The following is a 25,557-nucleotide window of genomic DNA, read 5'->3' as shown; positions in this document are numbered from 1 at the left end:
ATAGGAGTATTACATTGTCTTTACTAAAAAGATGTAATAATTAGAAATAAAAATACATAATATCCAAATCATCTTTATTCATCTAAAAATAAATGAATTTCCTTTCTAAGAATACTTGTTTTCTAGCCAAAAAAAGTATATCCTAGGGTTGCTTGACGCCATTGTTTGCTGGTGTTACATTTATCATAAATCAGAGTAAGTCAGCCTAATCCAATGAATTGCATTGCATAAGTTGGAGCGGAGGAACCAAAGTATGGGGCGTATCTTACTAGAAGAAACAAACAGTAGATGTATCTTTTCACTTGTTGTTTTTTCCTTCTATCAGAGGGGTATCTCTCAACCCTAGCCCGTCAGCTAACTTCGTAGGCAATGAGAGGAGACTGAAGAGACAGCATGATTGTAATGTTGTGATCTCATCAGTATCCTTGGCTGGTACTGCTCGGACTAATTGTACCTGCGTGAAGTCTGTTGAGGTCATCAATGGTGTTACAACTAAACGTAGCTGCCATTTTGGCGGTTGCTAGTCGAACAGCTTGGAAACGCGCTAAACCCGTTATTGTACGGGACGCTTTCTTGCTACCTTTGGTTGGTTTTTTGGGCGTTATTGTTGTCTGGTGGATTATTGCCCTTGCCAATCATGAGTTAATGCCCACGCCACCTGAAGCATTAGCAGCAAATTTAGATTACATCCTGAACCCATTTTTTCAAAGAGGACCAGGTAACTTAGGTATTGGCTGGCTATTAATCGCGAGTATTCGTCGGGTTTTATTAGGTTTTACTCTAGGTGCTTTAGTAGCTATTCCTGTTGGTTTTCTCATCGGGATGTCAAGAACGGCAATGATGATTCTCAATCCCGTTATCCAAATCTTCAAGCCAGTATCACCTCTAGCATGGCTTCCTATTGCTCTAGCAATCTTTAATTTGGCAGATCCATCGGCAATCTTTGTGATTTTCATTACTTCTCTGTGGCCAACAATTATTAACACTGCTTTGGGAGTTTCCAGTGTTTCCAAAGACTATATAGATGTAGCACGAGTTCTAGAAATGCCCGCTTGGCGAAGAATTACAAAAATCATTTGGCCTGCAAGTTTACCATACATTTTTACAGGTTTACGAATTAGTATAGGCATTGCCTGGTTAGTTATCGTTGCAGTAGAAATGCTCACAGGTGGTGTTGGAATTGGCTTTTTTGTCTGGGATGAGTGGAGTCGCTTGAACCTCAATTCCGTTTTTCTTGCTGTTCTAGTGATTGGCTTAACAGGACTGTTGCTTGATTATGCCATAGGCAGAATACAAGCTTTTGTCACTCGTCGCCCGGTAACTTCAAATTAGGTTTTCATCAGCGGTCAGTCATTGATTATATATGGTGCGTTCCACTGCATTATCGCACCACCATATTATTACCTTTGATGAAATCTGACCTTTTTCAATAGCTAATGAATTGTGTGGGGTCAGACAGATAAGCTATTTAAAATTTCAAGAACAAGCTGACTGTATAACAAGCAGCCTACCTGCTATTTGTATACACGAATCAAATATCTGACAGTCCAAACAAGAACTTTTGTCCCTAGTTAATATTCTGAGTCATTTCGCCGCAGGAGGTTGTTCATGAGCGACGATAACACAAATAACTGGAAGCGACGAGACTTTATCACAGGGCTAGGCGCTACAGCATTTGCAACTGGACTTTCTTCTTGTGCCATTAATGCTAATCGTGCCCCTAAAGGACTGTCACAAGCGGCGTCGGCGGTGGAACCAGTCGTAGATCCCAAGACACTAGAAAAACCTAATATTACAGTGGGATACGTACCGGTGAATGACTGCGCCCCCTTTGCTATAGCCTGGGAGAAAGGGTTTTTCCGCAAGTATGGTTTAAACGTCACCCTCAGCCGTGAAGCAAGCTGGGCGACGTCTCGTGATGGTATTATTTTTGGACGCCTTGATGCTTCACCAGTTGTGAGTGGTGCAGTGATCAACGCCAGAACTGGTGCAGAAGGCGCACGTCATGCCCCCCTGTGTGCAGCGATGACAATTCATCGTCATGGTAATGCGATGACGATGAATAAAGCAATGTGGGAGTCTGGGGTGCGTCCTTGGCGAGACTATAACGGCAATTTAGAAGAGTTTGGACGAGATTTTCGCAATTATTTTGAAAAATTACCAGCTGAAAAACGAGTTTGGGCTGTGGTGCTGAGTTCGGCTATTTATGAATACTTTGTCCGCTACTTAGCAGCAGCCGCTGGAGTTGCTCCTGATGAAGAATTTCGCATTATCATTGTCCCGCCTCCACAGATGGTGGTGAATATGAGAATTGGGGCGATGCAAGGCTACATGGTGGCTGAACCGTGGAATTCACGAGCAATTACTGGTAATGAAGGAATTGGCTTCACCTTCGCTCAAGGGAGAGAAATTTGGCAAGGACACCCAGATAGACTTTTAGGTGTCATGGAGTCTTTCATCAAAGATAATCCCAAAACTTATCGCTCTTTGGTTAAAGCAATGATAGAAGCTTGTCGGTATTGTAGTGACACAAAAAACCGGGAGGAAGTCGCTAAAATTCTCACGAGTAAATCGTATACGGGAGCAAAACTCAAATTAACAGAAGCGGCTATTGTCGGTAACTACAATTATGGTGGTTTTGATGATAAAAAACGAGTTTGGAAAGCTCCTGAAACAACAATTTTCTTTGAAAAACCTGCTAATCTTGTTAAAACACCAAATGACCATTCAACATTTCTCTGGCAATCTCAGAGTCTTTGGCTAATGACTCAGTCGGCTCGCTGGGGACAAATTAAAGAAATTCCCAAAAATGCTGAAGAAGTAGCGCGTAAAGGTTGGCGAACTGACTTATATCGAGAAATTGCTGCTGAAATGGGAATTGAATGTCCAAAAGAAGATTACAAGGTAGAGCAAGCTGAACTATTTATCGACAAAAAAGCTTTTGACCCCAGTGATCCAGTGGGGTATCTTAAGAGTTTTCAAATAAGAGCTAACGCTCCTAAATCTTTTTTTCTGTCTTAATCAATTGAGTTAGATCAATTAGATTGTATTGACTGTACTTTGCAATTAGTCCGTTGTTATTTACAAAGAACTCATGTCATTTTTAAATAATTCATAAATAGAGTCTTATAGGAGTGTTAAATGAAATCTACCTTTTTCTCGAAAGATGCTTATGATAAGCCTGTACCGCACACTGGATTTTTAGAAATTGAAAATCTATATAAATCATATCCAACACCTGATGGCAATCGATTTGTTGTTTTAGATAACGTTAATTTAACAATAGCCGAAGATGAATATATCTCTATAATTGGTCACTCTGGGTGCGGAAAATCTACACTTTTGAAAATTGTAGCAGGATTAGAAAAAGCGACTTCTGGCTCGGTACGGTTAGATGGCAAAGAAATTCATAAACCAGGAGCAGAGCGTATGATGGTGTTTCAACACTATTCGCTCTTACCTTGGTTAACTGTGCGGGAAAATATCCGGCTTGCTGTAGACGAAGTGCTAAAAGATGCTAATCGTTCGGAAAAAATTAGCATTGTGAACCAACACCTGGCAATGGTAAATTTAACAGCAGCAGCAGATAAATATCCTGATGAAATTTCTGGTGGTATGAAGCAGCGGGTGGGTATTGCCAGAGCATTGGCAATTCGCCCAAAAATGTTGCTGATGGATGAACCTTTTGGAGCCTTAGATGCACTAACTCGCGGAAAATTGCAGCGACAAGTATTAGATATTTGGGAACATCACCGACAAGCAGTGATGATGGTTACTCATGATGTGGATGAGGCTATTTATATGTCAGATCGCATTGTTCTGATGACGAATGGACCAGCAGCTAATATTGGGGAGATACTGGAAGTACCGTTTCCTCATCCACGCGATCGCAATGCTATGAGGAACTCACAAGAATACTATGAACTCCGCAACTATGCGCTCAACTTTCTAGATCGGTATTTTACCCAAGACGAGTAGTTTAAAAAATTGTAATTCATAATTTGCCATTCATCATTCTCTAGGCAATAACGGGTTACTAACGACAAACGAGTTATTTTCTTTGTAAATTTTTCTTTAGCGTGGTTAGAAAGTTATGAATCTTAAACCCATCTTGGTGCGTCTGCAAAACGCGATCGCAAGAGACGATTTAATTGATCAAATGGTACTTCTCTCCGTCCCAGAAACAGCTTTTTCTGCACAGGAGCAATCAGCAAAATCAATTAACTTAATCGTTGGTTATAACAGTTCTCCGAATAGTCATACCGCCTTAGATATTGCCTTATTAATAGCTCATCAAACACGTTTAGCCACAAAGGCGCAAGTAACAGTTCAAGTCGTCTATGTGATCGAGCAAAATCATAAAACTCATCCTGAAGATGTTTTACAAATAGAGAAATTTCCCAATCAGCATGTTACGGAACCAAATCCACCACACTGTTCAACTAGCTTTTCCTCACTTGCGTTTGACACAGGTGTGATAACTCAACCAAAAATGCAGGATAAAGCAGGCTATTGCCAAGAAATCTTGATAGATAAATTTACACAAGCAGATTGTATTCTTCGCCAAGCAAGTATTCTCGCTGTAGAATGGAGAAGTTCTTTTAAAGCTCATCTTCGCTTTGGTTCTATAGGCAAGGAACTTAGGAAAGTTGTTAAATCAGAAGATGCAAATTTACTACTACTTGGCTGTAATTCCGTTAATCATCCGATAGTTCAACAGCTTGGTTCTAACTTTCCTTGTTCAGTACTAGGTATACCTAATATTGTCCCCTTCGGATAATGTGATATCATGTCCGATTAAATAACCGTCCCAGCAACCGAAGCGAATACGAGTGCGTATCCATAATACTATTTCTTTGTAAAGCTTCAATATAAACGCACTCAAATTCATAAAGTAAAACCGCTGTACCCGTCTTTTGTACAGCGGTTATGGTTTGTTGGAAGTAGATGCTCCTGTTAGCTTGTATCTTTTTGGGCTAAGTCAGAGGAGAAAATCGTTTACTTTGTGGAATTGTTAGCTGGTTGCTATTCGTCTATTAACCTCGGCTAGAAAGCTTATTGATATATATTCTTAACTAGCAGAATCACTATACTAGGAAAATTAGTAATAAGCAACTACTGATTTATAAACAAATCTTATTAACTATTCTGAGGATATAGCTTTTGAGTATCAACAGAATAAATTGCTCAAAAGCAAACATCTTACTCCCCTCCCACCAGAAGATTACCTAAATTAAGCGGTAAATGTGTTCAATAGTATTTTGAATTTGCTCAGGGGTTTGAACATGTTTAATCATCAGGAAATTTTCTAGTTTTTGTTGAACAAGTTGTATTGTTGTATCTACAGGTTGATGATGTAAGACTTCAAGCCTTAAAAGATGAATAATATATTCGGCTAGATTAAAATCCGGAGAATAAGGAGGAGTATAAATAAACTCAATCTCAATTTGTTCTTGAATTTTACCTTCGTATAAGTATTTAATTGCTAACAGTCTTTGACGTATATATTGCTGTTGATGCTTGTAATACAGACTCTTCCACCGTTCTAAGTCCAGTAGGCGTTAAGCGTAGCTCTGCCGTAGGCAATCGCTTAACAGATGAGTTCGAGTAACCATACATTTTTTGACAATACACCCTACTTATCATTATAGGTAATCTTGTAGTGGGAGGGGAGTAGCCTTTGGCAACTACTCACGAGTCTCAGAAAATTGTGATAAGACCAGCTAAGGACTCTTAATTATATATAAAAATTATTAATAAATTATTCAAAACTCCTGCGGACTAATTGAACTATCATCATAAAGATTAAGCTCTGCTTAATCTAAAACTAAAAGTAATCCCAAATTAACTAACTAATTCTGGAGGGATAGGGGTGTCTGGTAGTACAGCATCGGCGAATAACTCTACTATTCAAGCGTGCAAATGCTAAAAGTAGAGTTGCTTAAAGCCGTGTGTAGTAGTCTGCCTATATTTGAGTATGTAAAACGGAGCTATACCAATCTGTTCAAAAGCTGTGAGAATAGAAAAACAAAGTCTCCGACTTTTCACAACAAGTCGGAGACTTTATTTCTCACGAATGATTTAAGACTGCTGTAGATACTACGTCTGTACAAAATTTCTGACTAGTACCCGATGAAGTGCAGAACATCACGCAGAACACTGTAGCCAGCCAAGTCCCAAACTAGATAGGCAAGAAAACCAATCATTGCTAAACGACCATTCCACAGTTCCGCTTGGGGGTTTAAACCAAATACAAATGCGTTACGATCTACACCGTTGTAAGCTTTAGCAACAGCTGCTACATCGGTAGAAGGGCGAGTTTCAGGAGTTTTCATCGTTTTTTCCTCTAAAATTCAGTTGATATTTGATGAATAGACGTAAAATTCTACGTTTCTACAAAATTTCTGACTAGTACCCGATGAAGTGCAGAACATCACGCAGAACACTGTAGCCAGCCAAGTCCCAAACTAGATAGGCAAGAAAACCAATCATTGCTAAACGACCATTCCACAGTTCCGCTTGGGGGTTTAAACCAAATACAAATGCGTTACGATCTACACCGTTGTAAGCTTTAGCAACAGCTGCTACATCGGTAGAAGGGCGAGTTTCAGGAGTTTTCATCGTTTTTTCCTCTAAAATTCAGTTGATATTTGATGAATAGACGTAAAATTCTACGTTTCTACAAAATTTCTGACTAGTACCCGATGAAGTGCAGAACATCACGCAGAACACTGTAGCCAGCCAAGTCCCAAACTAGATAGGCAAGAAAACCAATCATTGCTAAACGACCATTCCACAGTTCCGCTTGGGGGTTTAAACCAAATACAAAAGCGTTACGGTCTACGCCATTGTAAGCTTTAGCAACAGCTGCTACATCGGTAGAAGGGCGAGTTTCAGGAGTTTTCATTGTTTTTTCCTCTAAAATTAAGTTGATATTTGATTAATAGACGTAAAATTCTACGTCTAGCCAAAACTTATAACTAGTAACTAATCAAGTGGAGAACATTGCGCAGGACGCTGTAACCAGCTAAATCCCAAACTAGATAGGCAAGAAAACCAATCATTGCCAAACGACCATTCCATAGTTCGGCTTGGGGGTTTAAACCAAACACAAAAGCGTTACGGTCTTTGCCGTTATATTCTGTCGCGATTGGTGGTAAATCAGTGCTAGGACGAGATTGCATTTTTTTACTCATTCAAGTTGAATTTGTTTCTCAACTTAAATATAGCCATCCATACCTCTAGTGCTTTCTGTCATTGGGTACAAACTATCAGCACCTCTTGTGGAGGATTATCACAACAGTATTTTCTGGGAAAAATCCACCTTAAGAGGATGCCAAAAAAAATATTTGTAAATAAATGTAACAACACCAACAAAAAACTGAATTTTACTTCATCAATTTGTGGTAGCCCACGAAAAACAAAACCGTTTCTAATAAATTGAAAAAATCATACACAAAAGAGAAAAACTTTGAGAAGAAAGTGTAGGATGTTTGATTTTTCCTGGCAAGTAAAAAAAGATACTTTAGTTCCTTGAGTTATTAAGTCATTAAGTAGAAAAACTTCTGTCCCACGCTGTAGCAAACTTTCAAACTTTGGAGAGATGCCAAAAGTACTAGAATTGCAGCATTCTAAGCTCAGGAGTTGGGTATTATAACAGATACAATATTTACTATCACTTAACTTTTGATCCCCACTGATTTGAGCTACATAGGAAGGATGTTAGATGTTTCAGAGTACGCACATCATGCTGGCATTGTACAAGTCACTCTTTTGGGTGGCACAAGCGCCAGTAGATAACCAGTCAACAAATGCTAACCAGACATATGCTTCTGGATTAGGACCACACTTTTTTTTCGCTTTAATCTCTGGTGTGATCCTGGCTTTTGCCCTGCAATTAGTTCTGACCAACCTCTCCGTTGCTGCGGGTATTTCCTACTTAGGTCGTTCATCTGATTCAGATGGAGAGAATGGAGAAGTTGGGAGTTTAGGCGGAACTATTCGCAAAATAGGCACAGCAGTTGGACTGTGGACAGTAATCACTGTGACTATTGCGCTTGCCATTGCTTGTTTTTTAGCGGTAAGACTGAGTTTTTTTACAGGTTGGTCTCCAGTGCAGGGAGCAATTCTAGGGTTGGTGATTTGGGGAGCGTACTTCTTACTGCTAGTGTGGGTGAGTTCAACCACAGTGGGTTCTTTAGTTGGTTCGTTGGTCAACTCAGCAACCTCAGGCTTACAGGCGATTATGGGGACAGCGACCGCTGCGTTGGGAGCCAAAGCTATTAATAACCAAGTAGTAGCAACAGCAGAAGCAGCAGCCGCAGCTGTACGTAGGGAAATTGGCACTGCTGTAGACCCTGGAACGCTGCGAGACAAAGTAGAAGATTACTTAGAAATGGTCCGTCCACCAGAACTGGATATATCTAAGATTCGGGGTGAATTTGAAAAGTTACTGAATGATCCCCAACTCAAGGCGATCGCCGGAAGTGGAGATTTAAGCAACATAGACCGCCAGAAGTTTCTTGATTTAATCAGTAGTCGTACAGACCTTTCAAAGCGAGAAGTCAACCGTATTGCCGACACACTATATGGCGTTTGGCAACAGGTAGTCGGTCAACAACAACCAAAGCAAGACCGCTTGGCAGAGTTGATGAATTATCTCAAATCATTGCCACCCGGACAAACTAAGAATGATGAACTCAACGCCAAGCTGGATCAATTGATGGCAGAAATGCGTTCTGGAAAACAAGGTGACCAAAAAGGAACAACTCCAGGTCCTGTTCAGCAGACAATTCAGCAAGCAGTATCCGCATTGAGTGGTATTGTGTTGGGGCGAACTGATTTGTCAGACTTGGATGTTGAAAAAATCCTTGGTGCTGTCACAAATGCCAAAGATAAAGTCACCGAACAGGCAGATAAGTTGGGTCTTCCCGTGCCAAAACAAGCTTACAGCCCCATTCGTACGGATGTAGAAAACTACTTACTCAACACATATGCTTGGCAACTGAGTTCTGAAAAAGCTGCCCAAGAATTTCGCGACGTTCTTTACGACCCAGCCGCTGATCCTGGAACAGTACGGCAAGAGTTAGAGGGACTTTCTCGGAGTTATTTTGTCAGTATTCTCAAAACTAGGGGGCTGCTAACTCAAGCAGAAATTGAGCGCATTGCAAATCAGTTGGAACTGACCCGCAAAGACGTGCTAATTGCAGTGATTGCAGAGGAAGAAAAAGAAATAGTACAAGACTTGCAACGCCGAGTCGAAAGCTATCTACTCGTTACACCTAAGTCAGACTTAACAGCAGAAGGGATTCAGCGGGATTTCAAACCCCTGTTGGAAGATTCAGACGCAGATTACGAAACTCTTTCTCGGCGACTTGCTCAGTTTGACCGTCAAGAAATGCGGGAAATTCTGCTAGAGCGCAATGATATTTATCCTGAAGAAGCAGATACAATCCTTGAGGAGTTGGAAGAACAGCGTAATCAAGTCTTAGTCGAATCCCAAGGACTTGCAGAACAAGCGCAGTATCAAGCTGAGTCACTGTGGATAAATTTACAATCTTATCTGCGCAACACAGGTAAAGACGAACTCAATCCCGACGCCATCCGCGCTGATCTGAAAACACTTTTAGATGATCCACAAGCAGGAGTGGGTGCAATTAAGGCACGCTTATCTCGTTTTGATCGTGATACTTTAGTACAATTACTAAGTCAGCGGCAAGACTTGAGCGAAGACCAAGCCAATCAAATCCTCAACAGTGTTGAGGAAAACTGGAGTAATATTCGCCATGCACCAAAAATCGTAGCAGATAAAGCTAAGGAGCAGTACGATTCTGTAAGCACAACAATAGCAGACTACCTGCGAAATACTGGCAAACAAGAACTGAATCCTGAAGGAATTCAGCGGGATTTGAATACACTGTTCCAAAATCCAAGAGAAGGTGCTGTCGCACTCCGCCGTCGCTTGTCACAGGTTGATAGAGATACCTTAGTCCAGTTGCTCAGTCAACGTCAGGACTTGAGTGAAGAGCAAGTTAATCAAGTCATCGATTCGATGCAAACTTCGATTCGTGACATTGTGCGTACACCCCGTCGCCTCGCCACCAGAACTCAGCAAACAGTACAAAATTTCCAAACATATTTGGAAGAGTATTTACGGAGGAGTGGCAAAGACGAACTTAACCCAGAAGGTATCAAACGCGACCTTTCTCTGTTGCTGCGTGATCCACAAGTGGGAATTGAAAGTCTGGGCGATCGCCTATCTCAGTTTGACCGTTCCACTATTATCACTCTGCTAAAACTGCGGGAAGACTTGAGTGATGAGGAAGCCGCACGAATTGCAGATTCGATGATATCAGTGCGTGAGCAGTTCGTGGAACAAGTGCGGAATATCCAGCGGGGCATTCAAGATGTGGTTGATGGAGTTTTTGGCCGCATTCGCAACTACCTCAACTCTTTAGAGCGCGAGGAACTCAATTACGATGACATTAAGCGGGAAGTTCGCACATTGTTTGATGACCCACAAGCAGGGTTTGATGCATTGCGCGATCGCCTCTCTTCTTTCAACCGCGAGACTTTAGTAGCAGTTATGAGTTCTCGTGAGGATATCTCAGAGGAAGACGCCAACCGGATTATCGACCAAGTTGAACGGGCACGAAATAACGTACTGCAACGGGCAGAACGCATCCAGCAGGAAGCACAACGGCGCTTAGAAGAAGTGAAAATTCAAGCACAGCGTCAAGCCGAAGAAACACGCAAAGCAGCAGCATCAGCCGCTTGGTGGCTATTTACTACAGCACTTGTTTCCGGAATATTCTCTGCTGTAGGAGGAGCAATTGCTGTACTTTTCCTAGTGTAGTTTAATACTTTTTATTGACTGCTCTGTTTTAGCCTCTCGTATGAGAGGCTTTTTTGTGTCGTAGCACTAGATAATGTTACGTATACAAATAATTAATAAGCGTAAAGTTAGAGAATAAGGAGCCTCAAGAGTGCCAGACTTGCAAGCAAAACCCCAGACGAAAACTGCCTCCCAAAGATGGTTGGTAATGCTCGGTGTCGGTCTTGGGGTGTTCATGTCCACTCTCGACGTAGGCATTATTAACGTGGCTTTGCCTACCTTAGTTCAGTATTTTCAAAGCAGTTTTCCTGAGGCGCAGTGGGCGGTGTTAGGCTACCAACTCATCAGTTCCAGCTTAGTCTTGGGAGCGACTCGCCTAGGAGATATATGGGGTAAAAAATATCTCTACTTGGGGGGACTTATTGTGTTTACCTTGAGTTCTCTGTTGTGTGGAGTTGCATCTAGCATTCACTGGTTGATTGCTTTTCGAGCACTTCAGGGACTTGGTGGTGTGTTTATCTCTGGACTTGGTTTAGCAATCATTACAGAAGTTTTTCCTTCTTCACAGCGGGGACGAGCTGTTGGGATTATCGGTAGTGTCGTTTCCCTTGGTATCGCCCTTGGTCCTTCAGTAGGCGGACTGCTTCTGGGGTGGTTTGACTGGCGTATTCTATTCTTAATTAATGTTCCACTGGGCGTAGTAGCTAGTTTGCTTGTGATGTGGGTGGTACCTACAACTGAGCGCAAACAGGAAAAACAACGCTTCGACTTGCTCGGTGCTTTGTTAGCGCTGGTGACACTCAGCAGTTTTGCCCTGGGTATGACTTTTGGGCAAAGCGAGGGCTTTACAAGTGGTCGTGCATTGTGGTTACTATTGGTTGGGGCGATCGCACTAGTCAGTTTTCTAGCAGTTGAAGCTCGTTTGGAGGAACCACTGATAAAGTTGGATATGTTTAGCAATCCTCGCCTGAGTGTGGGTTTGCTAAACGGCACTTTAGTATTCATTGTCCTGACTGGTGGACTGCTGATAACCCCATTCTTTCTAGGGCAAGTCAAGCACTATCCAACCTCAAAAGTGGGGTTATTGCTGGCGGTGTCGCCTGTTGTCAGTGGGTTGATTGCCCCACTAGCAGGTACACTCTCAGATAAATTTGGTTCTCGCTCAATTGGCTTAATTGGGTTAGGAGTGATGATTGGTGGCTGTCTGGCTATTAGTACCTTAAATGCTCAAACTACTGAACAAGACTATATACTGCGCTACTTTATCTTTGGCACTGGGTTAGGTTTGTTCCGCTCGCCTAATGATAGTACTGTCATGGGATCAGTACCTCGGGAGCGTTTGGGAATTGCGTCTGGGTTACTGTCTTTATCCCGTACTTTGGGGGTTAACGTAGGAGTCTGTGTCATAGGGACTGTTTTTGGAGCATTGATTGCAAATTTGGCTCCAGGTACAGATGTCGCTGTAGCTCCACCTGAGGCAGTTGTTGCGGGCTTTGCTGGAAGCTATCGTTTCGCGGCGCTAATTCTTTGTGGCTCAGCAGTTATGACGGCTATAGTCAAAACTTAAAAAGTCTAGGTGCACTTTGTAACATTACAAATGACTTAGAACAAAGTAAAGTTGCAACTATGTAGTATAAATCAACTATATTGCATAAATAAAGTTTATCACCATGAGTTCTCACGTAGAAGTTGCTATTGTGGGTGCAGGCATTTCTGGTCTGAGTGCAGCCTGGGAATTGCACAACTTAGGTATCGAATCGCTGCTTGTACTGGAAGCCAATTCACGAGTAGGAGGACGAACTCTCAATCATCCGCTGGTGTCAGGGGGTTACGTTGAACAAGGTGGGACTTGGGCTGGTCCTACCCAAACAGCGTTGCTGAATCTGGCACAAGAAATGGGAGTTTATATCAAGAAAGGAAAGCTTGAAGGTCAGACATTGTATGGTTTCCGTCAAAAATGGACTATGCTAGATGCATCTCCAACGTCTGAATCGGACATAGCTCAAAAAGATTTCGCTCAGGCGATGACAACATTTGAGGCTTTGTGCCGTACTGTTCCACTAGAAACCCCTTGGCAAGCTCCTAATGCAAACATATTAGACTCTATGACAATGGGGGCTTGGATTGAGCAGAACACAACGACTGATGAAGCACGGGCTTGGTTCGAGGGGTGTGTGCGGCAAATCCTCAGTGGCGATCCAAACAAAGTTTCGCTATTATGGATGCTTCATTTTGTCCATACAGCAGGATTCAATGATTTGTTAGAGACTGCTGAGGATTTTTCCTTTGTAGGCGGAACACAACAGATTTGCTTAAATATTGTAGAACGCTTAGGGGAACGGGTCTTACTCAATGCTTGTGTGACTGAAATATCGGGTTATGATCACTCCCTAGTTCAACTTATTTGTGAAAGTGGGGTTGTGTATGCTCAACAAGTAATTGTGGCGATGATGCCCAAGACTGTTGCTCGTATCCAATTTCACCCCCCTCTTCCCCCAATTCACCGTCAATTGATTACACAGTGGGAGACGATGAGTTGGATTAAATTTCATGCTATCTATGAAAAACCTTGGTGGCAAGGTCAAATAATCAGTGGTCACTTTCTCAGTATCGATAGCAAAATTGAGGTGATTGATATCTCGCCGGAAGATGCAACTAGAGGTGTGATTGTTGGATTGTTAGCTCCCGATTACGCAACGTTACCTGAGTCAAAACGCCAAGAGTTATGCCTTGCATTTCTGGGAGAAACTTTTGGACAAGCAGCACAACAACCATTAGAGTGGGTGGAATTTGATTGGAATAATCAACCTTGGACAAGTGGATGCATTTCAGCATTACCACCTGGTTTACTCACTAGCGCTGGTTCTGCTCTCAATAGTCCAGTCGGTCGGATTCATTGGGCTGGTACGGAACGCTCTAGTATTTGGGCTAACTACATTGAAGGTGCTATTCGCGCTGGACAAAACGCTGCTCGTGATGTTGCAGGTAAGCTGAGGTCGGTCTCTACAACCTAGTGTTCAATTGCTTAAGCGCCCCCACATTAAAATACGTTTATACGCAAACAAGAACGGACGCTCCTCACCCAAGTACTTGATTAACTTCTGCGTATACCGTTTCACAAATCGCTCGTAAGTCTCACCATCTAGCCGCTGCTGGTATGTTGTGAGCAACGTCCCGCGATACCATTCTATGACTGCTTCTGGTGACCCAAAAGAATGGGATACAAGCCCCGTCCTTCTAGGACGGCTTTGTTTGTGGTAGAATATGTTTGGAGTTAACAAATCCCCCTCTAGGCTCAAGACGCGTTGAAACAGCTACGATGAGAGCAGGCGTAGAGAAAAACCAACGGGCAATGGTAGTAAGCATAAATCCACCCCAGAGGAAAAAGTCAAGATTTGATTTGTAGTCGGTTAGTCGCGGAAGGGCATTCCGAGACTTAAAACGGGCATGGAGAGAAGGTAAGACTGGCTTGCCAGCGCATCTCAACGAAGTGTCAACCCCATTCAGCGATCAGTTTTCCTGCTTTTAGTGGGTTGCTGACGCGGTGAGGAATCACCGCCCTAAAAGTGCGGTGAGGATGTCAAGGTAATACCAATTCAAAATTCAAAATATGCCCTCCGGGCACGCAACGCGAACGCGTAGCGTCTCCGCAATGGACGACTTCTTTGTGTTTGAAATTTTTCATAGAAGTTTGGATTCCAGGTATCTTGCATAAAAATTTATACTTATAGCTGTTGCCAGGTAGATTAGGACATGAAGTAATCAGAAAATACGGACATCACGAGACTTTCAACCCTGTTAAGCGTTAAGCGTTAGCTGCTATATGTCCTAATAGAGTTGGCGACTGCTATATTTGCTTGGATACGTATTGCTAAAATCACTACAGGAATTGTTGTCACGCGGATTTCTGTCTCAACCGTGAACAGCGATTAAACTTGTGGGATGACTTTCTAAGTGCTTGAACTCTAGGACTTCATCTTTGTCATGACAACAACCCGAGTGTCTACATTTAGCACTTGCACTCCTTTAGGCATAGTTGTCATTGGCACTCTCCAGTGCGAATGACCACAAATAACTAATAAATTACTTCCTGTAGTTAGTTCAGTACGAATTGACTGATTCCCTATCAATTTGGCTTCTGCATCGTTGGGGCCTTCGTGCAGAATTAAAATGTCTGGTGACTCGTCAAGAAGTTCGTGTATAAGTTCTCGAAAATCTTCTTCAGGACGACGCAAAGGCTTAGTTTTTTTACCAATAATCCCTGAAATTCCAGCAATGCGAATTCCATCTAGACAAGTGAGGTCGCCATCTAAATAATGTATACCTTGCCCATTTTGAAATGCTTGGATTTCTTGTGGAGTTTTGCCAATATTGTCGTGGTTTCCTCCTACCCCAGCAACCCAACGAAAACGACGACTAAAAGCTTGCCAAACTTCACGAACATCTCCTACACCACCACGCTTATCTATTTTTGCGTAAAGGTCTCCGGCTAAAATAACGCCCGTTCTTTGTGGAGATGGAATTTTTCCTAACTCTGCCAACTTTTCTAGTTCTTCACTGACAAGATGACCCAGAAGGCGGTAATTGACTGGGTCAACTCCCTGTAGATCGCTTGTGGCAATGATCGCTTCTAAGCCATCTGGTAGTGAGTCAACTTTTGCTAACAAAACAGGCAGAACTCTGTGAACTATACCAGTACCATTGGGTGAATGGGTAATAAATGGTATTTGGTGAATGGGTCGCTCAGAAATAGAAGTTATGACAGTTCTTGTTCGGATATGGTACAAAGAATCATGGGACATGGTATGATTTACGAAATGCCTATCCGGGCTTGGCTAATTGGGTAGAAAAGTCATTTATAAATCTCTATTATGATCTAAATAGAGACAATTTATCCCAATAGTTACAATTACAATATTGCAAGCACATAATTTTAACTATTCGCCTAAGAAACTCAGGATTTTTTGCTATTTTGTTATCTAGTATACCTTTTTATAGTCATCGCTTATTTCTGCTAAAAACAGGAAACTCAAGTTCAGTGAAAGCACAAAAGGCAGCTCTGTTATATCAGTATAGTACCGATAGGTTACTATCTACCAGTTTACCAGTCTATCTCTTGCCTTTGCCAATGCGATCTGCCACAATCCAGAGCGCGTAAGCGCAGCGTCTCGTAGAGAAACTATCGCCTCTTATTGCACTTGCTTATTACTCAGACTTTCATAAAAATGTAGTATAATAAAGCACGAATTATAAAATATATTGAGAACTGGTTCTTGGTAAAGGTGGAGATAGAACGATAAAAGATTTGTACAAATTCAGCAATGTGTGGAATGAACCAGCATAAACTTCCTCCCTGTTTCCACTTACTGCAAAACATGAATCAAAAAATCTTGTAGGCTGAATTGAAGAACAAAACTTTACAAACAGAGGTGACTGTGGCACGCAAACGCTTAATTATTGAAATGGGGATGGGAGTGGATCAGCATGGACAGGAACCCACAGTTGCAGCAGCTAGGGCTGTGAGAAATGCGATCGCACACAATGCTTTACCCGGTGTTTGGGAAGTTGCCGGTTTGAATGATCCAAATGAGATGATAGTTGAGGTCAAGGTAGCTGTCCCTTACCCAGAACAAGTACGAGAAGACGAGGTTTTGGCTGTATTGCCTTTCGGTCGCAAAACTCTCACAGTTGAGTCTGGTGGAATGGTCGTTCAGGGTAAAGCAATTCCAGCGCTGAATGATAAAAATGACGAAATGTTGATAGCTGTGGCTGCAGTTACAGTTCTGATTGAAAATGATAACTGACTAAATCAATTATCATTTCATCTGATACTTTGCGCTAAACTAGAGACATCGAGGTGAATATCTCTGGCGGTAAGTCCAATGAACAACTTACTTTTCACCAACGTTAGTGACGATGTCTCAAAAAGATAACGAATCACTCCAAATTCAAGAGATAAATAACCTCAAGCCAGTACACTTTGCTGACTTAATTAGGGCTGCCCAGTTAATTTCCGATCCTGCTAAGGGAGTATCTGGAATATACACAGAAATTGACTGGAAAGATTTCGGTATTCCTGATGATGTTGCGCCAAATTTGAAAGCGCTAGGTCAAGAGTATCAGTATTCATCTCCCCACGTACCCATCGAAGAAATTTGGAGCAAATTAACTCCAAAGACCCGTACTTGGTTCATTCAAAATAAAAATGAGTTGTGGCGGTTTGAGGAAGCTTTCCCCGCTCTTGATGAAGACTAAAAATCCACCAGAGGGGAAATTGACAAACTTTGTGTTATCCAGTGTTGATATCTTCGACTTGGTTTAAACTTGGTTTGTCAACCCACCCAGACAATTTCCCACTTGTTTTGCTTGCATCAATTCAACACATAGGTTTGGGTTACACCAATATCAAACCTTGCATACCAAAAAGATTGCCAAACGGATCCCACATCTGACAAATAGCTTGGTTCTCCTCAATTGTCAACGGACCTCGATAAAGTTTAGCCCCGTGCTTTTGAGCATGATCTACTGCTTGATAAAAGTCGTTTACACGCCAGTATGCTACTTGTCCGGCGTTTCCAGGACGCATTTTTTCATCTGCGACATGAAAAAACATATCTATGCTACCGACTTCTATGAGCGCTCCTCGTATTTCGTTATCAGTGTGAAAATACTTAAGTGGTGCATTTAGAAGTTTACTATACCAAGTTGCTGCTGCAACAACGTCATCTACAAAAAAAAAGATGGCTTGAATACCCTTAAACATCAACAGATTTCTATCTCGTAAGTCAAAATAATAGTATGTAGTTACGGGATACACTACCATGTCTAGTTTAAAACAAGTTTTTCAAAATTTTTTTCTTCGCATTGGAGGCTTTTTCTCTGTTGTTTTTGGAAGTATCTCTAATTTTATCGGAAAGATCTTTGGTGTCTTCGGTAAGCTTTTTGGGGTTTCCGATGCTGGATATTTTCTAGAAGCTGACCAAATACAGGGTATAAAACGAGAAACAACACAACAATCAATTAAAACTGAGCCTTCAAAAGCCAGTGAAACTCCAGCGACTTCTAATCCTCGTCCCAATCCTCAAATGGACTACTACCGAAAAATGGCTCAGGATATGAAAAAGAAGTAAGGTAAATCTGTTGACTAGGTTTAGCTAGAAGTGTGGGGGCGATCGCTTGTCGTCCCCACAATTTTTGTATGAAAGATCATCCTATTTATGTCTTCGCGCAGCCTACCGTAAGCATAAATGAGGTAAGCGCAATGTTTTCATGAGCCTAGGATCGTCAATCACCCTGGTAATTCACTAATTCATCCCCAATTTGCAGCAAGAAGCAAGCCATGAGATTATGGCTGACTACCTGGCGGGACTAAAACTTTATCAGCGGGGTTAGTTATGGCGGCGGTTGATTGTGGGATTTCCCTTTACCTCACGATTGCTGCGAGGGATAACTTGGTGAAGGTAGAACTGGGAGAAGTTACCCAAAGAGTAGACACGAGTTTTCGCCACTAAATGTTTGAATCACTGGGAGTCACAAAACAGAGATAGATTCTTTCTTGCGAGAAATCTAGATTTGCTTGTTCTAAAGAAATTACTGTAAACAGTATCCTTACTTGCGACTGCTTTTGAGTATATAAAGCATAAGTGTTAGTGCTGGTTTCATCTGCGGATTAAAAAGTATAAAATAGCACTATGTCAATGAAAACCGTATAACAATAGCTAATACTCTTACCAATGAGGGTAAACGCGACGCCAATCGCCTCGACAGAACGCGCTTGTTGCATGCACACTCAAGGGCTTTGCTGTTTCCTAGCAAGTGTCTCTAAATAAGATACTTGCTAGTTAATTTGTGCAAACTAGCTTGAAAAGGGCAGAGGGTAGCTATCCAGAAGCAAAAAATAAACTATTATCTTTTATTCTTTCCTTCAGGTGACGAATTCGTCATGTCGGCTACTTAATTAAAAGAAAATTTATGTTTCCATGAAAAAGCAAAAAAATCTATTCAGCCACCTTACAGCAATAGAAAGAATTCATCTATCAGTACCTGCACAGTTTTTGTTAGATAAGAATCTACTTCAAGATAAAGTCAAAATTCTAGATTTTGGCTGCGGCTTGGGCAATGATGTTAAATTATTGCGAAAAAAAGGATTTGATGTTACCGGTTATGATCCTTATTATTTTCCAGAATATCCTCATGAGAAATTTGACACAATAATTTGCTTTTATGTTTTAAATGTTTTATTTCCTGAAGAACAAGCGGATGTTCTCATGAGAATATCGAACCTATTGAAGCCTGGAGGAAAAGCATATTATGCAGTTAGAAGGGATTTAAGAAGAGAAGGCTTTCGAGAACATTATATCCACAAAAAACCTACATATCAGTGCATTGTCAAACTTCCTTTTAAATCCATCTACTTAGATGAGTCTTGCGAGATATATGAGTATATGCATTATAACTTACAAGCAAACACATCTAATAATTGTAATTGTATATTTTGTAATCCTTATAAAAATTTAACTATTCTAACCGAATCAGCAACTGCTTATGCTATGTTTGATGGCTATCCCGTGAGTAAAGGTCATGTTCTGGTTGTTCCAAAACGTCACGTGAGTAATTATTTTGAGCTACCGTTTAAAGAGCAATCTGCTTGTTGGTTTATGGTTAACAGAGTGCAAGAAATTCTCGGCAAAGAATTTGAACCGGATGGTTTCAATGTGGGAATGAACATCAATCGAGATGCAGGTCAAAATATGATGCACGCCAGTATTCATATTATCCCTCGTTACAAGGGTGATACTGTTGGTGTTAAAGGTGGGATAAGATATGTGATTCCTAAAAGAAAATAGTTTGTAATTTGTCGGTTGGGCAGAACCGCAAGAATGTTATCAATAGATAAACTTCCAAAAGAAGTAGTCACGAGGAAACAGTGCCGGAGTTCGCCAGCGCTGCTTTGATGTTAACCAAAGGTAGACAACTGTCTCTCCCGCTGGGGTAGGAGATTTTTCAGTTTTTTAATGACGTAGGATTTCAAGCAGTGCAATCTTTAAATTGAGCATGAGGTTAATCATTTTATTGCACTAAATATACAAGCTATTGACACAGTGGGGTCATACCTGTGTCATATCCACTTGGTACTTTAAAAGTAGTCAACACTAAGGTTTCTGCCAAGAATACTGACTGATTGGTTCAGAATTTATCAGGTAAACCTTAGTTAATAACACTGAAATTTGGTGATTATTATGTTTTCTTATTTCTTTGCAGCCTTTTTAGTAAGTTTACTTACTCTATTTGGTGGAGCTGCTATAGCTTACCTATTTCCACAGAATAACTCTCAAGATTAAAGCATACTCCATAAATAATTCAAAATCGCTTAGCGTTGCGTCAGCGTTGCGACGCAATCTCAAAATTCAAAAATTGAAAAATTTAGAACTGGAAACTACTCTATTTCCTTTTAATCAAGCAAATAAGCATATAAAAGCCAGTTTTTTGATGGTAGATCTGTATAGGAATCGTATTGGCGACGCATAACCTGCTCAGTTACAGCCTCAGAATCACTATAATCCATCACCACCTGTTTCGGTTTAGCTTAAGCACTATTGACCCATTATCCAAGTCTTTGTGTAGCATAAATTTCTCTTTGCCTGTGTTGTATTAATAACGCAGGGTTTCTTTTTTCTTGGGATATGTAGTATTAATCTCAAGAAATCTTCAATTTTATAATAATGAAATATTGGTATAAAAAGACATAAATAACGTCTACTATTGTCAAACTACTCTTTTAAATAATACTTTTTTATTTTTATATCTCTGTAAATGTATTGATGTAAGTGTATTGATATTGAAAACTGTGACTTTACTTATGAATTAGTATAAAGTTTCTTGGTAGAAGCTTCCTTAAAGTTATTTTTTGATATATGAATTATATTTTTGTCAATTTTCACATTTATACTATACAAAGGATAAAATAATTATAATAAATCAGTAATTTTTCTAATTTGTGGAGACACAAAAGTAAGATGGTTAAAACATCTCCGTAAGATTTCTATTTTATTCAATTTTTTATTAAGTAAGTGTATGTACTGATTGGGAATTTTTTACGGTTAGATTAACATTTAGCTAAATTCTAGAAGAGTTTTATGCATCTGCTTCACCAATAGACAGCCGTTTGAAAATTCTCTTGGTTGTACTGATGAACTGGTGTCATAAATGAATCTAAACTATGTTTTCTAAACCTTTGATAACTAAAGGAGTCGCTACCGTGAATAAAGTGCAATTGGCTTTTATTATTAACTACCTACTGATGACTGGCTATTTTTTGATTAATTGGTTAAGATTCTTTCTCCGTCACCCTAGTTATTCGCCAGAAGAAAAATTTTTGTCTACTGTGATACTTTTCATTACTACAGTTTTATGGCCCATCATTGTTCCTATGTCTTTTGTAAAAATATTGACAACACGGAAAGTAGAGTTTAGTACTATGATGCCTGTCATAGTCGCAGTCTTTGCCTTCAGTGTTGCACTTTACATGGGTTAGCTAGTTTTATAGGACTGGACTGTATTTTTGCGTGTCATAATTGTTATCAATAAAATCAACTGAGATTTTGCATCTACCATTACATCTCAACAAAAAATACAGTCTGCGAACTATAATGCTTGCTATTCACGTTAAGAAAAATAAGAACTCTTGAGGTATTTTCTAGTAACTTGTGGTTTGATTACTAGCTAAAACTGATCACAACTATACTGATATAGCAATCCATGCAGGAGTTGTGAAATTACTCGTTGAGGCGCTTAACGCTTAACAGGGTTCGCCGAACGTCCGAACGGGAACGCTTAAGAGGGAAGAAGAATGTACAAATGTACCTTGTTTTTAAGCGCACAGCGCAGGCTACGCCAACGCAAATGAAATAGAACTGCTCAACAAAAGTCAAAAGTATTGTAGGGTGGGCAGTGCCAGCCCTTTCAACGCGAACAAATGAACTAGTGAGTCATTCCAATGACACAAGTTGCAGATGAGTAGGAAAATAGATATTTTCGACCAATTTTAGCGTGTGTTAACTCTGAGAGTTATGAGTGGAGTTGAGACTAAAAATCGGCGATCGCCATCGACAGTAGAAACTTCGCTTAGGCGTGAGCAAAAGGTGTGATGAGCGAACAAGCGGAAATGCTCGAGTTGTCTCCAGGAGGCACGAGGGGGGCTGCGCCCTCCCTCAGGACTCCCCCCGTTGCCTGTCGCTGAGCGACCGCCGCTATCAAAATAGCGAGTGAAGCGGCATCGCCTGTCGTGGCGGTCACTCACCCTTCGGGTTCGCAGTCGCTACAACGGGGGGAACCCCCGCAACGCGCTGCGAACCGCTTCGCTGCGACAGGCTCAAAAAAAGATTACTTATCTCAATAGATATCTAAAAGGCGTGCAGTCGAAACATGACGATGTCTATGATCAACAATTAAAGGTTGGCGTTTTTTCTTCGGACTTCTTATGGCTTTGAGAAAACGTTTGAGATTCACGCCAGTCGCCAGCTGTTGTAAAAGTTGTCCCATTTGGTCTAAAGAATATGTCCTGAATATTTCCCACTGCTGGGATGGAATAGCAATCATCATCCCGCGATATGTGCCTTGAATTTCATCTACTAAGTAGAAATCAGACAAACCTGCATCAATTTTGGCGATGCCATGTACGCTTCCTAAGGCGGCTTTTAGAGTGGCGAGAATGTTGTATGTTACTAACGCCATCGAAAACGAGAACAGGGCAGCTTTAGGATAGGCTAACGTTTGAATTTCGGCGTTAAAATTTTCAGTTACGGTTTGAAAAAGGGTTTCTAGACTCCAACGATTACGATATAACTCGGCTATTTTTGCCGCATCAGCGTGGCTTAAGGGTAAGTTTGTCAAAATCGCTATTTCCCATTCTTTGTCTCGTGTTGGCACAAACAACTTCAGCACAACTCGTCGGCATTTTAAACGATTTCCCTCGTAACAAATTTCGATGCACTGCTCAAAAAGATTTCCTGTATCGGTTTGACCCAAAGCTCTTAAGGTGCTCAGTTCTGTCCAACCTAAAGACCCATGTTGCCGAATCACAAAGAAAGCTTTTTGCTGTGCAATCGTCCACAGAAACTTGGCTGTGCAAAAATTCCGGTCTCCAGTCCAAACATCGTTTGGTTGTACACCAGACAGCACATTATCAAATAAACTCCGCTCATTTGCATGACCATCTTGACAAAGAATAATATCTATTACCAGTTTTGATAGTGGATCTAATACAACTATTGCTTTACCTGGCAAAGCTTTAGCTGCAAATAAACGAATTGCATCTAATCGATGGTCTGTAGCAGCCAAACAAGTCCCATCTACAATTTTATGCCGATATCCTGGTAGTGGATTTGGCTGTTCTCCACCCATGATTTCAATTAGCACTCGCAAATCGCTCGCTGTTTCTCTTACCAATGCTTGACTCACACTCAGTTCTACACCGCAGAGCTTTTTATATAGTGCTGTGGTGCTCACAATCAGGTTTGTTGCTCTGGCTTTATAGGCGGCATGAACCGATTTTTGAATTCCACACACCACCAAACTCATCAAATCTACTTGGCTGGAAAATAGTAATTCTTGCTGGTGCTGTACTTTCGCGTGAGTTTCAAATAATTTATCCATCCGTTCCGGGGCAAATACACGCTCCATTAATCCTCGTGCCATTACACTTACTGGACTTTCTTGGACAAATTGTTCAAAAATGGAGCGTAGCATCTTGACACCCAAACTCGCCCTTATATCTTGAGGATACATCGAAGTTGTACCTCAGATTCCTGACTGGCACAGGGTTTTAGATTTCAAAATCCTAGTTCATTTGTTCGCGTTGAAAGGGCTGGGTGGGCAGTGCTTACCGTATTTTGCTGACTACATCCGGGTTTTGCTAAGCACTGCCCACCTTACGTGTCGTTCAAAAATCTGCGGAGGAGTCTTATAGATAAAAAATAGGGATGAGCAAGATGCTCATCCCGTACATAAGTTATTTGAAAGCAAAAGGCTTATTGCGCTTGAATTGGAAAAGCACCGGGACGCACAGCCAAATTGAGATTTTGCCCATTGCGATGCAATTCCATGCTTACATTTGCTCCAACTTGGCTATTTTCGACTGCATTTTGAACAGAGGTTGCGTCTGTCACTGCTTTACCGTCAAGTTTTTGGATAACATCACCAGCACGTATCCCTGCTCTGGCTGCTGGTGAGTTGGGCATAACTTTGACAACTAATACGCCATGATCTTGATCAACACTCAAACCGCTGTTGGGGTCAGAGTTGATGTTTTGTTTCAACTCGGGCGTTAATCCTACCATCTGAATTCCTAAATAAGGATGTTGTACTTTGCCCGTCGCTATCAGTTGATTAGAAATTCGTTGCGCTGTATTGATAGGAATCGCAAAGCCCAGTCCTTGTGCTCCTTGGATGATGGCTGTGTTCATCCCTATAACTTGCCCTTGGGCATTAATTAGAGGCCCGCCAGAGTTACCAGGGTTAATTGCTGCGTCTGTTTGAAGATATTCTACTCTTCTGTCGGGAGAACCAATCTGATTGCTAGTGCGACCTGTTGCACTAATGATTCCAGTAGTGACGGTGTTACCCAAACCAAGGGGGTTACCAATAGCGATCGCCCAGTCTCCGGGTTGTAGCTGGTTTGAGTTACCCAATGCCACCGTTGGCAGTTTATCTGCTTGAATTTTAACAACAGCCACATCTGTCAGTTCATCTTTGCCCAGCACTTTACCTTTATAAGTGCGTCCATCCTTGAGCGTTACTGTTACTGTGTCTGCACCATCCACTACGTGAGCATTGGTCAGAATCCGACCGTCAGCACCAATTATAAAACCTGAACCAGTCCCCCGTTCCTGCCTTCTTTGTTGCTGTGGTAGTGCAGATCCAAAGAATTGACGGAAAAACGGATCGTTAAATTGCTCTGGTAACTGGGTTTTGACTGTTCGCGAAGAATCAATCCGCACGACAGCTGGTCCTACCCTTTGCACAACCTTTGTAACAAAGCTAGTACCGTCTGAATTCGGTGGTATTGGCAGAGCAGCATTTGCTGGACTCACAGCAAGGTTAGATGCATTTTCACTTACTTGTTGTGAGTGAGATGCTAAGTAGCCGCCCGCAAACGTCATCCCAGAGCCGAGTAAAACTAACGATAAATGAAAAGCTGTTTTTCTCCAACCAGCAGTATTATGGTTTAAAGAATTGTGACTGTCATCACTGGGTTTCTTATACATTTTGTTTCTGTAAGATTTTCTAGATACCATTCCAATTTAAAAAAACTTTGTGACGATACTGTTACACAGATATGACACCATTGTGAAAAGTCTTACTGTATAAGTCCTATGTCTATTGAAGTTGGGTTTATGTTCCAAAGGCCAGAGCCTTTGTGGAAAAACCCTTGAATAAAAAGTAGAAGCAATAGTAAGACATTCAAAGGAAAAGTCAGCCAACAGGAACAATCAAATTGATGGCAACAGTCGAGACAATACTGAAATTATATCTATTGAAGTTGGGTTTGTGTTGATCGGCAAGAGCCTTTCCTTAGATCTTGCACCTCCCCCTGAGTACGCCTTGAACTAAAGTACCCTGCACCGAAGCCCTCCGGGTTCGCCAGTTGACGCCAGACGCATCAAGTCGGGAAACCCTTTCGGCAGTCGCTCATGGGGGAAACCACGGCAGGTGCTACAACGGGG

General features: G+C 41.3%; 21 protein-coding genes, 1 pseudogene and 1 riboswitch. Of the genes and pseudogenes, 13 read left to right on the top strand and 9 right to left on the bottom strand.

Annotation, left to right across the window (positions count from 1 at the left end; translation table 11 throughout):
* Nucleotides 1-192: 192 nt before the first annotated feature.
* Nucleotides 193-384, top strand: a riboswitch (cyclic di-AMP (ydaO/yuaA leader).
* A gap of 96 nt (nt 385-480) precedes the next feature.
* The 4 genes from ntrB to DP114_RS14600 all read left to right on the top strand — a co-directional run bounded on the left by ntrB (nt 481) and on the right by DP114_RS14600 (nt 4,780).
* The gene (gene ntrB, locus DP114_RS14615) at nt 481-1,332 is read left to right on the top strand and encodes a nitrate ABC transporter permease (protein ID WP_169265231.1); all 852 of its coding nucleotides are present in this window, start codon (nt 481-483) and stop codon (nt 1,330-1,332) included.
* A gap of 276 nt (nt 1,333-1,608) precedes the next feature.
* Nucleotides 1,609-3,021, top strand: coding sequence for an ABC transporter substrate-binding protein (locus DP114_RS14610; RefSeq protein ID WP_169265230.1), 1,413 nt, complete (start codon nt 1,609-1,611; stop codon nt 3,019-3,021).
* A 120-nt stretch (nt 3,022-3,141) separates the two neighbouring features.
* Nucleotides 3,142-3,978 carry an ABC transporter ATP-binding protein gene (locus DP114_RS14605; RefSeq protein ID WP_169265229.1) on the top strand — a complete coding sequence of 279 codons (837 nt, stop codon included), beginning with the start codon at nt 3,142-3,144 and terminating at the stop codon, nt 3,976-3,978.
* 115 nt (nt 3,979-4,093) lie between these two features.
* Nucleotides 4,094-4,780: a universal stress protein gene (locus tag DP114_RS14600; protein WP_169265228.1), complete on the top strand. Its 687-nt coding sequence runs from the start codon at nt 4,094-4,096 to the stop codon at nt 4,778-4,780.
* Nucleotides 4,781-5,228: 448 nt separating this feature from the next.
* On the opposite strand, the gene DP114_RS36305 is transcribed toward DP114_RS14600, so the two are convergent.
* The 5 genes from DP114_RS36305 to DP114_RS14575 form a co-directional block, all read right to left on the bottom strand.
* A complete protein-coding gene (locus DP114_RS36305; RefSeq protein ID WP_370469284.1) occupies nt 5,229-5,441 on the bottom strand; it encodes a transposase in 213 nt (70 codons plus the stop codon).
* A 681-nt stretch (nt 5,442-6,122) separates the two neighbouring features.
* The gene (locus DP114_RS14590) at nt 6,123-6,335 is read right to left on the bottom strand and encodes a chlorophyll a/b-binding protein (protein ID WP_171976434.1); all 213 of its coding nucleotides are present in this window, start codon (nt 6,333-6,335) and stop codon (nt 6,123-6,125) included.
* A gap of 73 nt (nt 6,336-6,408) precedes the next feature.
* Nucleotides 6,409-6,621 (bottom strand): chlorophyll a/b-binding protein, encoded by a 213-nt coding sequence (locus tag DP114_RS14585; RefSeq protein WP_171976434.1) that lies wholly within the window; start codon nt 6,619-6,621, stop codon nt 6,409-6,411.
* A 73-nt stretch (nt 6,622-6,694) separates the two neighbouring features.
* A complete protein-coding gene (locus tag DP114_RS14580; RefSeq protein WP_171976434.1) occupies nt 6,695-6,907 on the bottom strand; it encodes a chlorophyll a/b-binding protein in 213 nt (70 codons plus the stop codon).
* Nucleotides 6,908-6,980: 73 nt separating this feature from the next.
* On the bottom strand, nt 6,981-7,184 hold the full coding sequence (locus DP114_RS14575) for a chlorophyll a/b-binding protein (protein WP_171978198.1): 204 nt from the start codon (nt 7,182-7,184) through the stop codon (nt 6,981-6,983).
* A gap of 542 nt (nt 7,185-7,726) precedes the next feature.
* On the opposite strand from DP114_RS14575, the gene DP114_RS14570 reads away from it, so the two are divergent.
* The 3 genes from DP114_RS14570 to DP114_RS14560 all read left to right on the top strand — a co-directional run bounded on the left by DP114_RS14570 (nt 7,727) and on the right by DP114_RS14560 (nt 13,848).
* Complete coding sequence (locus DP114_RS14570) at nt 7,727-10,855, top strand: MFS transporter (protein ID WP_171976433.1); 3,129 nt, start codon at nt 7,727-7,729, stop codon at nt 10,853-10,855.
* Between the two features lie 130 nt (nt 10,856-10,985).
* Nucleotides 10,986-12,401 (top strand): DHA2 family efflux MFS transporter permease subunit, encoded by a 1,416-nt coding sequence (locus DP114_RS14565; RefSeq protein WP_216670000.1) that lies wholly within the window; start codon nt 10,986-10,988, stop codon nt 12,399-12,401.
* Between the two features lie 103 nt (nt 12,402-12,504).
* Nucleotides 12,505-13,848 (top strand): flavin monoamine oxidase family protein, encoded by a 1,344-nt coding sequence (locus tag DP114_RS14560; RefSeq protein WP_171976432.1) that lies wholly within the window; start codon nt 12,505-12,507, stop codon nt 13,846-13,848.
* A 951-nt stretch (nt 13,849-14,799) separates the two neighbouring features.
* Here the strand turns inward: DP114_RS14560 and DP114_RS14555 are convergent.
* Entirely contained in the window at nt 14,800-15,636 is an 837-nt protein-coding gene (locus DP114_RS14555; RefSeq protein WP_169265223.1) for a metallophosphoesterase family protein, read from the bottom strand.
* 633 nt (nt 15,637-16,269) lie between these two features.
* Between DP114_RS14555 and DP114_RS14550 the strand changes: the two genes are divergently transcribed.
* Complete coding sequence (locus tag DP114_RS14550) at nt 16,270-16,638, top strand: Lin0512 family protein (protein ID WP_169265269.1); 369 nt, start codon at nt 16,270-16,272, stop codon at nt 16,636-16,638.
* 112 nt (nt 16,639-16,750) lie between these two features.
* A complete protein-coding gene (locus tag DP114_RS14545) occupies nt 16,751-17,089 on the top strand; it encodes a hypothetical protein (protein WP_171976431.1) in 339 nt (112 codons plus the stop codon).
* A 139-nt stretch (nt 17,090-17,228) separates the two neighbouring features.
* Here DP114_RS14545 and DP114_RS14540 read toward each other — a convergent pair whose 3' ends face one another.
* Nucleotides 17,229-17,597, bottom strand: a complete 369-nt coding sequence (locus DP114_RS14540) for a VOC family protein (RefSeq protein WP_171976430.1) — start codon at nt 17,595-17,597, stop codon at nt 17,229-17,231.
* A gap of 58 nt (nt 17,598-17,655) precedes the next feature.
* Here DP114_RS14540 and DP114_RS14535 point away from each other — a divergent pair, with 58 nt between their 5' ends.
* The 4 genes and pseudogenes from DP114_RS14535 to DP114_RS14520 all read left to right on the top strand — a co-directional run bounded on the left by DP114_RS14535 (nt 17,656) and on the right by DP114_RS14520 (nt 21,368).
* Complete coding sequence (locus DP114_RS14535) at nt 17,656-17,964, top strand: threonine dehydratase (RefSeq protein ID WP_169265220.1); 309 nt, start codon at nt 17,656-17,658, stop codon at nt 17,962-17,964.
* Between the two features lie 181 nt (nt 17,965-18,145).
* A pseudogene (locus DP114_RS14530) lies at nt 18,146-18,345 on the top strand (hypothetical protein); the annotation flags it as partial.
* A gap of 468 nt (nt 18,346-18,813) precedes the next feature.
* Complete coding sequence (locus tag DP114_RS14525; protein ID WP_171976429.1) at nt 18,814-19,680, top strand: HIT family protein; 867 nt, start codon at nt 18,814-18,816, stop codon at nt 19,678-19,680.
* A gap of 1,412 nt (nt 19,681-21,092) precedes the next feature.
* On the top strand, nt 21,093-21,368 hold the full coding sequence (locus tag DP114_RS14520; RefSeq protein ID WP_169265268.1) for a hypothetical protein: 276 nt from the start codon (nt 21,093-21,095) through the stop codon (nt 21,366-21,368).
* Between the two features lie 857 nt (nt 21,369-22,225).
* On the opposite strand, the gene DP114_RS14515 is transcribed toward DP114_RS14520, so the two are convergent.
* Nucleotides 22,226-23,620, bottom strand: a complete 1,395-nt coding sequence (locus tag DP114_RS14515) for a transposase (RefSeq protein ID WP_246162595.1) — start codon at nt 23,618-23,620, stop codon at nt 22,226-22,228.
* A gap of 242 nt (nt 23,621-23,862) precedes the next feature.
* The gene (locus tag DP114_RS14510) at nt 23,863-25,098 is read right to left on the bottom strand and encodes an HhoA/HhoB/HtrA family serine endopeptidase (RefSeq protein WP_246163183.1); all 1,236 of its coding nucleotides are present in this window, start codon (nt 25,096-25,098) and stop codon (nt 23,863-23,865) included.
* Nucleotides 25,099-25,557: the final 459 nt, after the last annotated feature.

This window comes from Brasilonema sennae CENA114, assembly GCF_006968745.1.
GTDB lineage: Bacteria > Cyanobacteriota > Cyanobacteriia > Cyanobacteriales > Nostocaceae > Brasilonema > Brasilonema sennae.
This window is presented reverse-complemented; position numbering and strand designations above follow the sequence as displayed.

What these genes read in the sequence shown, in the direction of transcription:
- DP114_RS14540 (WP_171976430.1), bottom strand. Translation starts at nt 17,597, where the DNA reads ATGTTTAAGGGTATTCAAGCCATCTTTTTTTTTGTAGATGACGTTGTT.
- DP114_RS14555 (WP_169265223.1), bottom strand. Translation starts at nt 15,636, where the DNA reads ATGTCCCATGATTCTTTGTACCATATCCGAACAAGAACTGTCATAACT.
- DP114_RS14570 (WP_171976433.1), top strand. Translation starts at nt 7,727, where the DNA reads ATGTTTCAGAGTACGCACATCATGCTGGCATTGTACAAGTCACTCTTT.
- DP114_RS14515 (WP_246162595.1), bottom strand. Translation starts at nt 23,620, where the DNA reads ATGTATCCTCAAGATATAAGGGCGAGTTTGGGTGTCAAGATGCTACGC.
- DP114_RS14575 (WP_171978198.1), bottom strand. Translation starts at nt 7,184, where the DNA reads ATGCAATCTCGTCCTAGCACTGATTTACCACCAATCGCGACAGAATAT.
- DP114_RS14535 (WP_169265220.1), top strand. Translation starts at nt 17,656, where the DNA reads ATGTCTAGTTTAAAACAAGTTTTTCAAAATTTTTTTCTTCGCATTGGA.
- DP114_RS14605 (WP_169265229.1), top strand. Translation starts at nt 3,142, where the DNA reads ATGAAATCTACCTTTTTCTCGAAAGATGCTTATGATAAGCCTGTACCG.
- DP114_RS14525 (WP_171976429.1), top strand. Translation starts at nt 18,814, where the DNA reads ATGAAAAAGCAAAAAAATCTATTCAGCCACCTTACAGCAATAGAAAGA.
- DP114_RS14510 (WP_246163183.1), bottom strand. Translation starts at nt 25,098, where the DNA reads ATGTATAAGAAACCCAGTGATGACAGTCACAATTCTTTAAACCATAAT.
- DP114_RS14600 (WP_169265228.1), top strand. Translation starts at nt 4,094, where the DNA reads ATGAATCTTAAACCCATCTTGGTGCGTCTGCAAAACGCGATCGCAAGA.
- ntrB (WP_169265231.1), top strand. Translation starts at nt 481, where the DNA reads ATGGTGTTACAACTAAACGTAGCTGCCATTTTGGCGGTTGCTAGTCGA.
- DP114_RS14610 (WP_169265230.1), top strand. Translation starts at nt 1,609, where the DNA reads ATGAGCGACGATAACACAAATAACTGGAAGCGACGAGACTTTATCACA.
- DP114_RS14580 (WP_171976434.1), bottom strand. Translation starts at nt 6,907, where the DNA reads ATGAAAACTCCTGAAACTCGCCCTTCTACCGATGTAGCAGCTGTTGCT.
- DP114_RS14590 (WP_171976434.1), bottom strand. Translation starts at nt 6,335, where the DNA reads ATGAAAACTCCTGAAACTCGCCCTTCTACCGATGTAGCAGCTGTTGCT.
- DP114_RS14545 (WP_171976431.1), top strand. Translation starts at nt 16,751, where the DNA reads ATGTCTCAAAAAGATAACGAATCACTCCAAATTCAAGAGATAAATAAC.
- DP114_RS14560 (WP_171976432.1), top strand. Translation starts at nt 12,505, where the DNA reads ATGAGTTCTCACGTAGAAGTTGCTATTGTGGGTGCAGGCATTTCTGGT.
- DP114_RS14585 (WP_171976434.1), bottom strand. Translation starts at nt 6,621, where the DNA reads ATGAAAACTCCTGAAACTCGCCCTTCTACCGATGTAGCAGCTGTTGCT.